Source organism: Ureaplasma diversum, assembly GCF_000941095.1.
GTDB lineage: Bacteria > Bacillota_I > Bacilli_A > Mycoplasmatales > Mycoplasmoidaceae > Ureaplasma > Ureaplasma diversum.
In genome coordinates, this window is the sequence record NZ_CP009770.1 from 606,460 (window position 1) to 622,239 (window position 15,780).

At 27.6% G+C, this 15,780-nt stretch carries 8 protein-coding genes; 7 read left to right on the top strand and 1 reads right to left on the bottom strand.

Annotated features, from left to right (window positions below; translation table 4 throughout):
• Positions 1-15: 15 nt before the first annotated feature.
• The 7 genes from JM47_RS02440 (at position 16) to JM47_RS02470 (ending at position 12,305) form a co-directional block, all read left to right on the top strand.
• Positions 16-1,584: an ammonium transporter gene (locus JM47_RS02440; RefSeq protein ID WP_208894826.1), complete on the top strand. Its 1,569-nt coding sequence runs from the start codon at positions 16-18 to the stop codon at positions 1,582-1,584.
• 127 nt (positions 1,585-1,711) lie between these two features.
• Positions 1,712-3,142 (top strand): MSC_0882 family membrane protein, encoded by a 1,431-nt coding sequence (locus JM47_RS02445; RefSeq protein WP_208894827.1) that lies wholly within the window; start codon positions 1,712-1,714, stop codon positions 3,140-3,142.
• A gap of 11 nt (positions 3,143-3,153) precedes the next feature.
• Positions 3,154-4,716, top strand: a complete 1,563-nt coding sequence (locus JM47_RS02450) for a formate--tetrahydrofolate ligase (RefSeq protein WP_208894828.1) — start codon at positions 3,154-3,156, stop codon at positions 4,714-4,716.
• 79 nt (positions 4,717-4,795) lie between these two features.
• Positions 4,796-5,443 carry a hypothetical protein gene (locus tag JM47_RS02455; protein WP_208894829.1) on the top strand — a complete coding sequence of 216 codons (648 nt, stop codon included), beginning with the start codon at positions 4,796-4,798 and terminating at the stop codon, positions 5,441-5,443.
• A gap of 22 nt (positions 5,444-5,465) precedes the next feature.
• A complete protein-coding gene (locus tag JM47_RS02460) occupies positions 5,466-5,705 on the top strand; it encodes a 4Fe-4S dicluster-binding protein (RefSeq protein ID WP_038102822.1) in 240 nt (79 codons plus the stop codon).
• Between the two features lie 739 nt (positions 5,706-6,444).
• Positions 6,445-7,605, top strand: a complete 1,161-nt coding sequence (locus JM47_RS02465) for a coiled-coil domain-containing protein (protein ID WP_208894830.1) — start codon at positions 6,445-6,447, stop codon at positions 7,603-7,605.
• 20 nt (positions 7,606-7,625) lie between these two features.
• Positions 7,626-12,305 carry a hypothetical protein gene (locus JM47_RS02470; protein ID WP_280451482.1) on the top strand — a complete coding sequence of 1,560 codons (4,680 nt, stop codon included), beginning with the start codon at positions 7,626-7,628 and terminating at the stop codon, positions 12,303-12,305.
• 328 nt (positions 12,306-12,633) lie between these two features.
• Here JM47_RS02470 and JM47_RS02475 read toward each other — a convergent pair whose 3' ends face one another.
• Positions 12,634-15,708 carry a GA module-containing protein gene (locus tag JM47_RS02475; RefSeq protein ID WP_208894832.1) on the bottom strand — a complete coding sequence of 1,025 codons (3,075 nt, stop codon included), beginning with the start codon at positions 15,706-15,708 and terminating at the stop codon, positions 12,634-12,636.
• Positions 15,709-15,780: the final 72 nt, after the last annotated feature.

Below are 15,780 nucleotides of genomic sequence, written 5' to 3' on the forward strand. Positions count from 1 at the left end.
AGAGGGGTGATAACAGTGTCAACTTGAGGTGTTAATCAAGATATTTACTTTTCAACACATGAATTATCGTTTGTTGATCTAAAAGCCACAGGAACAACTCTAGAAGCTGTTGGATTTAATCCAACGAACACACTGTTAGCAGCACTTGCCATTGCATTTGTTTTATTAATGACTCCAGGGCTTGCCTTATTTTATGGAGGGTTAGTAAGACGAAAATCAACACTTACAATTATTAACCAATGTGTTATTTCTTTAGGAGTAACAACTTTAATTTGAATTTTTGGTGGATTCTCACTTGCGTTTGGTCCATCAGTTGGAAAAGGTATAATTGGTGACATTTCTACTTACTTTGCATTTAGAAACTTATTATTCGATGGATCAGTTGCTGATGCAAATGGAGTTCATGGATGAGCTGGAAATGTTGGGCTAGTGTTCTCTAACTTTAGTGGGGGCGTGCCTTTAATTCTATTCTTTGCATACCAATTAGCGTTTGCAATTATTACACCACCTTTAATGGTTGGAGCATTCGCTGATCGTATGAAATTTAGAAACTATATTGTCTACCTTGTATTATGACAATACTTTATTTACATTCCATTCGCACACTGAATTTGAGGTCAAGGATTCCTTGCAGCTGCTGGGGTTTTAGATTTCGCTGGTGGGATTGTAATTCATACAACAGCAGGATTTGGAGCTTTAGCAACTTCATTCGTGCTTGGTAAACGTGTGATTTTAAAGAGCGATAAAAACCGTTCAAACAACATTCCAATGGTTGTTGTTGGAGCAACATTACTATTCTTTGGTTGATTTGGATTCAATGTTGGTGGTTCAGCATTTACTTCAAATGAAATCGAAACCTTACCTGGTGTAAAAGAAAAAGTATCTTACTTCTTATCTGTTGCACCAACATCATGAATTAATACAATTATTGCTTTAGCAATCGGTATGGTTGGTTGAGCAATTTGTGAAACAATCTTTAACAAAAACCACAAACCAACATCAGTTGGACTTGTAACTGGAGCAATTGCTGGATTAGCAACAATTACACCAGCTGCAGGATATATTCCAATTTGAGCATCTGTTCCTGTTGGTGTGGCCGCGGTTCTAGTTTGCTTCTCATGTGCTAAATTAATGCACCACTTCCACTTTGATGACTCACTTGAAGTTTGAGCAGTTCACGGTATGGGTGGGGTAACTGGTTCAATCTTAATTGGTGCGTTCGCATCTGTTAATGTTCTACCATCTATTTCATATGCTGCTAGTGGATACTTATTTGGAATCCAAGTCGGTGCAACTGCACTTGCAGCAGCTTATGCGTTTGTACTAACAATAATTATTGTCTTTATTACAAGACCACGATTAAGTGCAACTGAACAATTATCACACATTGATATCATTAACCATAATGAAGATGCATATGGTTTAGCTAATGTTTATCCTTGTGAATGTGAAGCAATTGCAGCAGAAGCTAAAGATTATAAATCATGACACCGTCACACAGGAACTACTAAAGTTAAATTAGATAAGAATGCATGCACTCTTTCATCTAATCAAGTAGTTAGTGAAGATAGTAATAAAGCTTAAAAAAGATAAGCATAAATAACAAAATAAAGAGTTTTAAAGTAGGGAATTAAATTCCTTACTTTTTTTATTATTTTGTAAGCTATTAAATTTTTATATAATTATTAAATAATAAGATAGGGGTGGTTTGATGTCACGTGATAGAGATTGAAACAATCAAAACAATAACCAAACCAATAATACAACTAATAATAATCAATCTAAATTCAACCGTAGAGTTTTAAATACTGAAGAATTTATTGCTGATTTTAATGATGTAGATAATCAAACAGCTTTTGTAATAAGAAATGATAATCAATTAGTTCAACAACAAAATCCTAATCCAGTAGTTAATCAAACTAACCAACAACTAGGTTCATTTAACAACCAACAAGCAATAGTTAATCAAAATTATGCTTTAAATCAAAATGAACCAGTTTTAATGGCTCAAAATCAATTAAATCAGATGCCAATGCAAGCTCAGATGCAAGCACAAAACCAACCCCAGCCCCAACCTTATATTCAACAACCACCAATTGTTCAACAACAACAAATATACCAACAACCTAACAATCAAAACCCTTATTATCAACAACCTGTATATGTTCAGCAACCATATATGCAGCCAATGGTTCAACCAGTATACCAACAACCAGTTTTTGCAGCAAATTATGGATTAGCTGATTATCAAAGTTATCAACATGGTGTTCAAACAAGAAGTTTTATTCCACGAAATCTTAACGATTTTATTTATCAACCATTAGATGAACAAGAAAAGATTGAAATCGATTCTTCATCTCAAATCCAAACCGTTTATCAAACTTTAGATAAAACTAAAATGCCAGATTTCTATAAAAAAGAAATCGGTTCAATGCGTAATAAAGTTTTATTTTGAACCTTATTACTTTTAGTAGCTGTTGCTTTAATTTCTTGATTAGCTTATGAAGTAGTTGTAAATAGTTTAAGTGCTTGAATCTTTTTACCAACACTAGTTTATACTGTTGTTATTATTTTCTTTTTAGCAATTGCATCTAGCAACTTAATCAACTTTAAAAAAGAGTATGAATACCAGAACAATAAATTTGATCGAAGTAAAGCAACCAACTTTATTGTTAATATCTATCGAAAATTAATTGTTGCTCACATTAACATTAACTGAGTAGCAGCATATGTTTATTTAACATCTGCTTTCTGTATAGCTGGAGTTTTCGTTGTTGCTTATTTTATGAATCTATATTTAAATGCAGCAGAGAACTCACACTTTGGTAGTTTAGTAGTTTTAAATATTAAAGATCCTAATTATATGAATAAAAATCCAATGTATGCTGTTATTGGATTAGGAACAATTATAGCTACAACATTTTTAATTCATTTATGAGTTATTTTCCAAGCACACAACCGATTAAATCGGATTCATAGTTTTTATCAAAATGAAATCATTTCAGGGGATGAAATCATTGCTTTAAAGAAACAAGCAAATCGTAGGGGTTTTGTAATCTTTTTAGTATTATCAATTATCCTTGGATTAATCTTTTATTTGATGTATCTTATTTTAAAAAGAAAAGTAAATATCAAGAAGTAAAGTAGGTAAATATGAAAATTATTGAACAAGTCATTAAACAACATAATTTATCAATAGATGAATATGATTTATATGGAAGTGAAATTGCTAAAATCAAAAAAGCAAAAACTTATAATCCAAATACTAAATTAATCGTAATAACAGCTATGAACCCAACTCCAGCTGGTGAGGGAAAAACAACAACTAGTATTGGTTTAGTTGATGCACTAAATAAGCATGGACTTAAAACAGTTGGGGCATTACGTGAACCTTCACTTGGTCCTGTGTTTGGAATGAAAGGAACAGGTTCAGGGGGTGGATTATCTTATTTACAACCATTTGATAAGATCAACCTTCACTTTAGTGGGGATTTACATGCTATTGCTTGTGCTAATAACTTAATTGTTGCTGTTATTGAAAATGAAATTTATTTTAATTCAAAACTAAATATTAACCCAGAAAAAATCTTTATTAAACGTTGTTTAGATATTAATGATCGATGCTTAAGAGAAATTAACTATCAAATTAAAAACCACCACATCAAAACTGGTTTTAATATTACTGCAGCTTCAGATTTAATGGCTTTGTTTTGTTTATGTAATGATCATGATGATTTTAAAAACCGAATTGCTAAAATGATTGTTGCTTTAGATTATGATAATAATCCAATTACTATTGAACAATTAGAAATTACTGATGCAATCATGACTATTTTAGATGATGCACTATATCCTAATTTAGTAAGAACTAAAGAAGATAATCCAGTACTTGTTCATGGTGGACCTTTTGCTAATATTGCACATGGGTGTAATAGTGTTATAGCTACTAAAACAGCAATGGGATTAGCTGATTGTGTAGTAACTGAATGTGGATTTGGATCTGATTTAGGATTAGAAAAGTTTATGAACATTAAAGCAGCTTCATTTGATTTAGAAGTTGATTTAATAGGAATTGTAATCAGTTTAAGATCAATCAAATACCATGCTAATGCAGATAATCCAAATGAAGCTGATCAAATTAAATTAGGATTCTCTAATTCACTTAGACACTTTGAACACTTAAAACAATACCAAATTCCTTTTATTGCTTATATTAATGTTCATTCACAAGATAGTGAAGAAGAATTAGTTTATTTAGAATCATTACTAGATCAATATCAAATCAATCATGCTCGTAGTTATGCTTACTCTTATGGAAGTTCAAAAAGTGAAGAAATAGCTACTAAAACAAAACAGTTATTAACTACTAATAAATTTAAGTTTAAGCCAATCTATGATTTAGAAGATGATATCTTAACAAAAATAAACAAAGTAATTAAAAAAGTTTATTTAGCTGATTCATATGAATTATCAGCTTTAGCTAAAGAACAGTTAGCTAATTTAAAAACAGATCAAATGTATTTATGCATGGCTAAAACACCATATTCTTTATCTGCAGATCCTAACTTATTAAATGCTCCAGTTAACTTTACAATCAAAATCGAAAGCTTTGAAGTTAATTATGCTGCTAATATGATAATAGCAATTACAACAACTATTTATCGAATCCCTGGTTTAAACAAAGTTCCTGCTGCTAAGAATTTTGTTATGAAATAAACTATTTAGATATTAATTTTAAATACTTTAAATAAAATAGCTTTAATCTATCTAATTAATTATTAAAAAGGAACTAATAATGAAACTAAAACATAAATGATTAATTACAATAGGTTCTATTGGTTTTATATCTATTATTGGTTTTAGTACATTAGCTAGTTGTAGTATAAATACTAATCGAATAAGTCTAATCAACAAAACCAACTTTGAGCAAGCTAGTTTAGCTTATGAGCTTGTTGATTGACATCAAGATTTTAATGTTGCTTTTAATAATTTAATAGTAGAGAATAAATCTACATATTCTTCTTTTAGTAAACAAAAAGGATCTAATGTAATTAATAATCAATGAGCTGATGAAAATGTTTCATTAATTACTAATGAATCTGATTTTAATAGGTTCTTTAATATTAAAAATAATAAATATGCTTTAGATTTAAAGAATAAATTAAGTAATATTGATTTCAATAACCAATCATTATTAATTATTAAAAATATATCAACTATCTTTTCTAAAGCAGCATTATATGATTTATCAGGTTATTTTATTAATGATTTTTCAATCATTAATAACCAAATACAATTAAATCTAAGAGAATATTATAAAAACAAATACTTTGGAACTAAAACAAATCAAATAGTACAAAGGTCTTATTATTTAGTAGTTAATAAGAATCTAATTAATAAGGATATATTAAACCAACAAATAGTTTATAAGATCATTAAATAATATTAATTTAAGGAGAATAGTTATGGGTTCAACTAAAACAATTGCAATTGTTAATCGAGACATCTGTATTGGTTGTCAATCATGTGAAGCAGTTTGTCCAGTTGATGCAATTCATGTTGATGCAGATAATAAAGCATGAGCTGATGAAAAGTGCATCTCTTGTGGAGCTTGTTGTTTAGTTTGCCCTGTTGCTTGTATTGAAATTGGTTCAATGGAAGAGTGGTACGAAAACAAAAAGAAGTTCTTTGATGAGAAGAATTAATATTAGGTTTATCAAACAAAAAAGGAGTTGGCTTTAATACCAGCTCCTTTTTGATATATAAATTAATTTAATAGTTATTAAAGTAAACAAATTATTGTCTTTTTAACTTCATAAAGTATTTTAACTTTAGGACAAAACTATAAACATTATATGTTTAAGCATAGCTTAAATACTAAATTGAAAGTTGTAAAATAACAAAATTTGGAACATCTTTTATATTCAACTTTTTTTTTTTTTTTTTAGAAGAGCTTATTTTTTAAACTTTTACAATTTAGATGGAGGAAGATGTATAAACAAAATTGATTAAATCAATGCTACTGATTGGATCATATTAAATACATCAAATAAAAATATCATTAATTACTAGTAATTACTAATTAACTCTTTTAAAAATAAGCCTATTAATTTATATAATCCCAAACCTTAAATAACAAATAACAAAGTGAACAATTTGTTATTCTTTTTTAAGCGAACAAATAAACTATACAATAGCTAAGAATGGCAGTTTCTAGCATTTGTTTGTGTTTATATGTGATAGGTCGGGATTAAATATTATAGAAAATCAAGCTGGTTGAAATATAAAATAATAAAAGTGAATTAATTTTATTTAAATGTTCCGTCATTATTACAAATTGCTTAATTTATAAAAGAAGTTTAAATGAGTAACTATTAGTAAATCAACATTATTGTTTTAGTGTACATCACAACACTAAAACTTAATTAGATATGAGGTTATATCATGAAGAAATTTCCTACAAGCAAAATACTTAAGGGAACATTAATTGTAGCTGCATTAAATGTTGTAATCCTGCCTGCTGTTTTAGTTTCACCATCAATTACATTAAGTGCTTTTGAAATTGAACAAATCCTTTTAGCTTTAAACAATGAGAATAACAAAGTAGTTTCTCATATCAATAAACTTGAAAGCAACAAGGATTCTGTTGATACTTTAGAAAGTAGTATTTTACAAACAGCTAATATCACTGATCAGGCTAATCAAGTGCTTTTGAAATATAACAGAGAAGATATTAAAAGCCATCTTAAAATCAAAGCAGTAAGAGATCAACTAGAAAGCAAAATCAACCAACTTAAAACTAAGAACGAAGCATTTAAACCAATTCTAGAACAAAACAAGCTGTTCTTAAACACAGTTGTACAGAATGCACAATTAACTGTTAAAAAAGCCGAAGATAAAGCTAAGAAAACATTAAGCATAGACTTACCAGGACTTAATGAAGCAAAACTAGAATTAGAAAATGCACTTAAAGAAGTTGATAAAGCAAAAGAATTAGCTAAGAGTTCAAAAGAACATACAGACAAACTTGTTGTTCTTGCTAAAAGGGTTCAAGAAGCAACAGAGAAAGTTAACAATCTTATTGTTGAACTAAATATCATTTCTCAAGACAACGATAAATTAAATACTAAATACCAACAAGAGCTTGATCGGCTTATTAATTTACTAACTTCAAAAATTGATGAAGCTAAAAACAATGATCTTGATTTAGTACAAATTAACAACTTAGTAGAACAACTAAAAGAAACAAATACTCAAGCTAATAGAGCAAACGAAATCATTAGTCAAGATTCAAAATCTAACCAACAAACAAAAGCTAAAAAAGATCAATTAGCTGATTTAGTTAAAACATCAGAACAAACAATCATTGCATTAAACTCAAAAGCACAACAAATCAAAAAAGACTTTGATGATCAACTAGATAACTTATCTAAAACAATTAATACAGCAACAAACAACATTCAAGCAGCTAATAACTTAGGTGCAGTAAATATTGAATTTTCTAATGCACAAAACAGAATCTCTTCTGATATTAAAGCCCTAAAAGAAAAAATCCAAAAAGTTAAATATGATGAAGTATTAAAAACAGCTCAGCTAATGATCTAGAAACAAAAGATCAACAAAACTTAGCTAATGCACTAACAAAAGCTAAATCTTTAGTTTCTAACTATCTAAAAGAAGCTGATCAATTGACTAATGAACAAAGAAGTAGTTTTGAAAGTGAAATCAACCAAGCTACTACAGCTGAACAATTAGAAAACATCCAAAAAGCAATTGAGCTAACTAATTTAAAAGAAAAAACTAAGAAAGAAATTAACAAATTAGAGTTAATTTCAAAACAGCAAAAAGATCAACTAAATCAATCAGTTGACCAACAACAAAATGATCAAGGAATCAAACAAATTCTTGATTCAGTTAATGAACTAAATAAACAAAAAGAAAGTGTTAAAGAAGCAATTAACCAATTAAACAATGCTTCTGATCAATTAGTTAAAAAGTATAATGATCAACTTGTAGAAGCTGATAGTTCTGAAAAAGTTCAAAAACTATTAGCTGATCTAAAAGATTTAGATACTTATAAAGTAGAAAAGAAAAACGAAATTGATGGTTTAAATTCATTATCTGAAACTGATAAACAAAACTTATACGAAGAACTAAAATCTGCTGAAACTAAAGAAGCTGTTGATAATGTAGTTCAAAAAGCTAAGAATTTAGATCAAAGTAAAAAGGATGGTCTAAGTACTCTAGCATCATTATCAGATTTAAGTGAAGATGATCAAAAACGATTTAGATCATTAATAAATAAATCTACAACTAGTGAAGAAGCAAATAAAGCTTTAGAAAATGCCAAAGCACTTAATGAAGCTAAAAAATCAGCTAAAGCAAGTTTAGAAGCTTTAACTAACTTATCAACTCAACACAAAGAAGAATTAAAACAAAACATTATTAATTCAGTATCAATTGAAGCAGTAAGCAAAATTAAAGAAGAAGCTATTAAACTTGAAAACGAAAAGAAATCTCTAATTGAAGAAGTTAATAAATTAGAACATTTTGAATCTACTCAAAAAGAACAATTTGTAAAACAAATTAAAGATAAGAAAAATATTCAAGAAGCAAATGAATTAACTTCAACCCTAAAAGAAGTTGAAAAAACTAAAAAAGAAGTTAAGTTATTAATTAATGATTCAAACAGCAAGGTATCAGGACAAGACAAGCAATCTCTCAACGAGGAATTAACAAAAGCAACTACTAAAGAAGAAGTTGCTAAAGTTAAAGAAAAACTAGAATTAGCTAAGAAAAAACTTGATGCAGTCCAAGCTATTAATGATTTAACAGATGCTAATCAAGATAAGAAAAACGAATTTATTAAACAAATTGAACAAGCTGAAGATAGTGATGAAGTCGAATCTATTCTTGCAACAGCGAGAAATGATTTTGTTAGTGCTTCTAAATTCAAAGCAAAATCTGAAATCCATAAACTTAACTACCTTAGTCAAAAAGAACAAGATGAATTCATTAAAACATTAGATGATTTAACTCTTGAAAACAAACAAAGTTTTGATGATAAGCTAAGAGAACTTACTGAAAAGAATAAAGAAAAAGAAGATTTATATAAGAGTCTCGAATCTAAAAAAGATTTATTCTCACCAGCTTTACAGCAAAAGATTAAAGAACAACTAATTAATGAAGATCAAAAAGATAAGTATACTTTATTAGCTGATAAATATGATGCTCTAGCGAAAACTAAAGAACAAATTAAACAAAAAATTGAAGGCTTAGAATCTACAGGTGATAAGAATAAACAAGACTTAATTGCTAAGCTTACTGAAAAAGAAGACGAGCCATCTGCAAAAGCACTAGAAACAGAAGCTGTTGAGCTAGATAATCTCAAGAAAGAATTAATGTCTTCTGTTGACACATTAAAGAACATTGAAGATAATGAAAGACAATCTATAAAAACTCAAATAAAAGATGCACCAACAAAAGATCAAGCACAAAAATTACACGATAATCTAAAACTTAAATCACAAAAAGAACAAGCTAAAAATGATGTCGCTGGTTTAAGTGATATTGACAGTAAAAAAGAAAATTATAAAAATCAAATTGATTTAGCAGAAAATGATGAAGAAATACAGAGAATTCTAAATAGAGCTAAAAATGAAAGTCAGCTAAATAAAGCTAAATCAAATGCTAAAACACAAATTGAAAAATTAACTTTAATTTCACCTGAACATAAACAAAGACTATTAAATGAAATTGCTTCAAAAAACGATTCTAATGAAGTAAATAAAACATTAACTTTAGCTAATGAGTTAGAAGAGTTCAAAAAAGAAAATTCATTTCAAAAACTTAACCTAACTGAAATTGCAAAAGAACAAAATGCTAATACTAAATATAATGAACTAATTCTAAACAAAACTACTAAATCAGAAGTTCAAAATTTAGCAAATGAATACAAATCTAGAGAGAGTGAAATTGTTAAAGCAAATCAAGCTATTGATAAATTAACAAATATGTCACAAACTGTTAGAACTGCTCTTAAAGAAAAAGTTAAATCTGCACAAAAAGATCAAATTAATAACATTGTTAATGAAGCAAAGCAACTTGATGCTCAAAATGCGAAAAATATTACTGATTTAAATAAATTACAACTTTTAAACCAACAATATAGAACAAATAAAACTGATGAAATCAAAAACCAAACTACAATCGCTACATCAAACAGTATATTAAAAGAAGCACAAGAACTAAATAAAACTAAACAAGCAGCTAAAAATGAAATAGATTCTAATAATTTATTAAGTACTAAACAACAAAGTGATTTAAATAATAGATTATTAGAAGCAAATGGAAATACAGCTATTAATGCTATTAAACAAGAAAATAATAAAATTAAAGCATACAAACAACAAGCTAGTACTAAAGTAAATAACAACAAAGATTATTTAACAAGATCTGAAATTGATAATGTTACTGGTGCAATTAAAAATGCAAATGATGAGAATGGAACAAATAGAAAAGCCGAAGAATCTAAGACATTAAACGATGCTAAGAAAAAGTATGCACAACAAATAAATGGATTAGATTTATTAACTTCTCAAACAAAATCAGAAGCTGTTTCATATATTAAGACTAATAATGGTCAAGATCCAGCTAAACAAAAATATGATCAACTCAAACAAAAGAATGATTCAAAAAATAGCCACTTGCAATTAATTAAATCAACTAGTGAGATAACCGCTGCTGGTAAAAGAAGTTTAGAACAAGAATTGAGAAGTAGTGATAATGATCAGGTTATCAATAATATCCCACAAAAAGTAAATTCTTGAAAAGAAGAATCATTAAAAAATTCAAAAATAACAACCGCATCAAAAACTTCATTAACAAAAATGAAGGAATTGGCTACAAATAATACTCAAATGTGACAAGATTTAGAAAATCTACAAAATCTTATTAAATCAAATACTAAACAAGACAGCGACTCTTTAGAAAATTTAAAAACAAAGAATCAAAATCTAAACAACCAAATTAATTCTCATATTACTAAGTTTAATAAAAATGTAAACAGTTTGATTGATGAAGCTAAAACTAAAGCAGAAAAACCTGATAATTTAGAAAGCAAAGAAGAATTAACCAAGATTAAAGAAAAATTAGAAGCTGATATCTCAAAATATAATGAAATCAAACAATCAATTAGTGAAGCATTTGGTCGTGAGATTGATAAGAACGGTTATGATAATGCAATTGCTAAATATGAGCAAACAAAATCATGAATTGAACAAAAAATAGAATTAGCTACTAAATATTCTAATTTAAAAGGCAATGTACAAGGTAGCTCACTAAGTCAAAAAGATAAAGAAAAATATGAAAACAACATTAAAAACAATGTTAAAAATAAAGATCTTGGAACTAGTGATTTCAGTGCTTTAGAAACAAAAATAAACGAAGCAATTAAAAATAGAGAAGATATAGTAAACAAATATACTCTTGCAAAAAATGAATTAAAAAAATATGTTGATAAGCTTTCTGATACTAGTGCAATTACTAAATATACACAACTAAATTCTTCTCATCAATCAATATCTCAAAATTACAATGTATTATTAGAACGAGTTAGTGATAAATTTAATTCAGATATGGGTGATGATGAAATTAAAAATCTAACTCATGAGTTCACTGAATATTATGAAACTCTTAGCTATTATGATGTTGTTTTCCAATCAGTTAAAAACTATATATCAACACGTAGCAGTAATGATGAAACAACAGATAAAGGTTGAACGAAATATTACACTTTAATGAAACCTGTTATAGATAGATTGGCAACTAAGGGTTCAACTAAAAATTTAGAATTCATAGTAGGTCAAAAAGCTCTTTTAGCTAATGCTGAAGATGAAGTAAAGAAAGAAATATTCAAATTTGAAGTGCTACGTCTTATAGGTAGTGGAAAATGAAGTAAGGGTGGTAATTCTGGAACTATTGCTTTTGCATATTTTGATAAAGATTCTAAGAAACCAGTTCTTAATAAAGAACATTACAGCTCAAAATTTCCAAACTTTAGAGTTGAATTTTTAACTAGTGGAATTGAAGAGGATTGAACTAGAAGCCGTTATTCTTGAACCGGAAGAGTCAAATTCCATAGCGGAGATAATAATGACATTGTTTTATCTTTAAAGGATGAACACAAATTCCTTGCAATACCAGTTAAAACAAGATATGATCAAAAAACTGATAAAAAAACAGCACACAGCACTAACCCTGATAGGGGAAGATGATTTAACGAGAATGACTTTGCAAATAATTAGATATTCTTAATGGAATATTTTTCTAGATCTTAAGACAATAAATTACACAACTACTATTAGTTGTGTTTTTTTATAGTATTAATACTTTCGTGATGTAATCAATAAAACTTATCAAACAGTTTGTTGTTTTACTAGCCTTTTAATTAAATATATATAAAATATAAATTCCATTTTGCAATACAACATAAAATAACTATATTTTAGATATCAAAAAACCGTCTAAACTAAAGTATAATCCTTCTGGTTTAAAACGGTTTTTAAGTTATATTTCTTGATTATTTTTATTAATTTTTTTTGGGCTGAATAAGCTTTTAATTATAAAGATAAATTATTTAACTTTTTGACCTTTAAATTCAGTTAAAACTAAATCCTCTTCAGTAAATCAATTCTTTTTATCATTATCAACTTTATATGCTCAAGGATCAAGTCTTCTATCATATTTTGTTGATGATGGCATTTTATTAATTACAAATCAAGTGTGTTGTTTATATCTCTTACTTTGAAGTCGATATACCATCTTATCATCGTCTGAACTGTGGAAATAAATTTCGTGAGTTCATATATCATGTCCACCAGTATAACCATTTGTTACATCACTAATATTGAAGTTAATATGCATATTTGGGTATGTAGTTTCATATCCTTTGTTTTCAACAAATTTTATTTGAGCTTTGCTTTTTGCAGAAGGATTTTCAACATATGCATTTGAGATAGTGAAATTAACATGTGAGTTATAGCTAACTTGTCCTGGTTGTGATCATCTACCATTACCAATGAATTCTACAATTTGCTTTTTGAATACTAACTTTTTAACATCATCAAAAGCAGAATTTAATGTAGTTTCCATAGTTTGTTTATAGTAACCATAATCCTTGATACCATCTTTTGATAATTCTAATCTAACATTTTGTGTTGATTTTTCATATTGGTCTCAAGCATCTGTTTGAATTTGTTCTGTTCCAGAGTGTTTAATAATATAATTCTTTACTTCTGTGAACTTTGTTGCATAAATTTCTAAACCATCATTTAATTTAGTTACTTCACTTGTCAATTGTGGTAGTGTACCTTCGTTGACACTATCATCGTATCTACTTTTTATTGTAGTCATTATATTGTTGTATTTTTGAACTATTGACTGGTGTGATGCATTAATTTGTCTATTCTTACTAATAGCATCAATATCTTTTAAAACATCCATTGTTTTATTAAGATCAAATTCTGCATCTGCAAAAGCGTCGAGTAAACGTTTTTGTTCATTTATTGCATTATTGATATCATTTTGAACACCATCTAATTCAGACATTTGGACATCAGGGTTTCTTGCTACTTTAAGTAATCTACTTTCTAATCATTCTTTTTCTCTTTCAGCTAATTTGCTTGATAAAAGTGTTTTATTTATTGTTTGATATTTATCTACTAGTTGAATTTTTTGGTTTAGTTTCGCTAAAACTTGAGTTGATTTAGCAATTACATTATCATAACCATTTTGATCAAAACTTTGATCAAAATTACTACTAATAGATTGTTTTATAGATTTATACTTCTCAATATCAGCTTCCAACTTGTTTTTAGTGTTGGTTAATTCATCATTATTAATTGTATTTAATGGTTTTGAAGCGTTTGTATTAGTATTATCTACTTTAGTACTCATACTTTGATTGAATTTAATAATACGTTCTCTTAATCCATCCTTAAGAGCTTTATTTTTAACTTTTAAAGCATCAAGCGTGTCTTCTTCATTTTTAGTATTTTGTGAAATAAAATTATTTAATGATTGTAAACTTTGTGATGAATTTGCTTGATTACTTGCAGCAAGTTCTTGTATCTTAGCTTTTGAGCTATTAAGAGATGATGTTATATCACTATTTATTTTAGCTTCATTTCTTCACATCACAACATCTTCTAAGATTCTATTAAGCTCATGATCTTCATCAGTTGCTCTTAATTGTGAATCTAGAATTTCTCTACCTTTTCTAGTAATTTCACTTGTTGTTGTAATTAAAGTTAGACGCTCTTTCTTTATATCTTCTTTTTCTTTAAGCTTGTCATATTTTTCTTTATAAGAGCTTTGGTTGTCATTGTTTTTTAAACCAGATATTGCGTCTGTTTTTGTTTTTTGTGTTAATAAACTAAACTGATTTATTTTATCTGCATATTCTTTTTTAGAATTATTAAAATCAACAGCTTCTTTCAATTTAGCATTTGAAGCTTGCGTTGTAGCTTGATTTTTAATTTCTTTAGCTTTGTTAGTTTTATAAGTATCGTTTAGATATTGTAGACCGTTTAAAGTAGTGATATTTCTATAGTTGTTTGTATCAAGTGTTTTTGCTTCATTGATAATATCATTGATTTTATTAGTTTGAGCTTCTCTAATTTTAGTCTTGAAGCTGTTTTTAACTTCTGTAGATAAATTATTATGTTGATCTATCTTTTGATTAGCCTTAACAATTTCGTTTTCTTTAGCTTTGTAATCATTAACTAATCTAGTTACAGCTACCTTAGTGTCTGCATTTAATAATTCTTGTTCATATTTTGCTTTTTCATTAGTATTTTTAGATAAATTTGTTAATTTTAATTTATCAAATGAATTTTGAGCTTTTAATTCACTTAATTGTTTTGCTCAGTTAAGTGTTTCATTAACTTTATCAACAGTTTCTCTAGAATCGATTTCATTCTTTAATCTTTGTTTGTGTTCATTTGAAATTAAATTTAAATTTTGAATTTGATTCTTAGCAGTTTCTTTTTCTTTGTTTAAATTACTTCGATTCTTAGCTCTGTTTACAATTGCTGATATTTTGCTTTCATTTGAAGCTGATTCGATTTCATTTAAATATCCTTGCTTTCTATTATTGATATTGTTTAAAGAATTTACTTGATTTTTAGCATCAGCTTTTTGAGATTTAAGTTTTAAATCATCATGTAATTTTTGAGCCTGATCTTTAGTAATCGCTTCTTTAATTCGATCTTTAGTAGTTGTTTTTTCAGATTGATCAATATTTTGTAATTGTTGAACAGAATCAGTTAAATTCTTCTTGAAAGTATTTAATTGGTTTGCTTCTGTTTCTATTGCTCTAGAAGTAGAAGCATTCTCTTGGTTGATTAACTTTTTAGTAAGACTTTCTTTATCTTTAGCCCCTAGTCATTCTAATGAGTTGATTTTTTGTTTAATCTGTTCTTTAGTGCTTGCTAGTTCAGTATATTGTTGTGCTAATGCATCATATTTAGTCTTCTCATCTTCGTTTACTAATTGCTGTTTAATCTTTTGTTGTAATGTTGGTGAGAATAATTCTTTTTTAGATTCAAGACCTTTGTGTAAGTTTTCCTTCTCCTTGTTTTTATTAGTTAACTCTTTAACTTTATTTTCATAAGTATCTTTATTTTGAACGTTTAGATTATCTAACAATTTAATAAACTGATCTTTTTCTTTTTTACTAATGAATTTTAATTTATTAACTTCTGATCTTGCTTTTGCTTT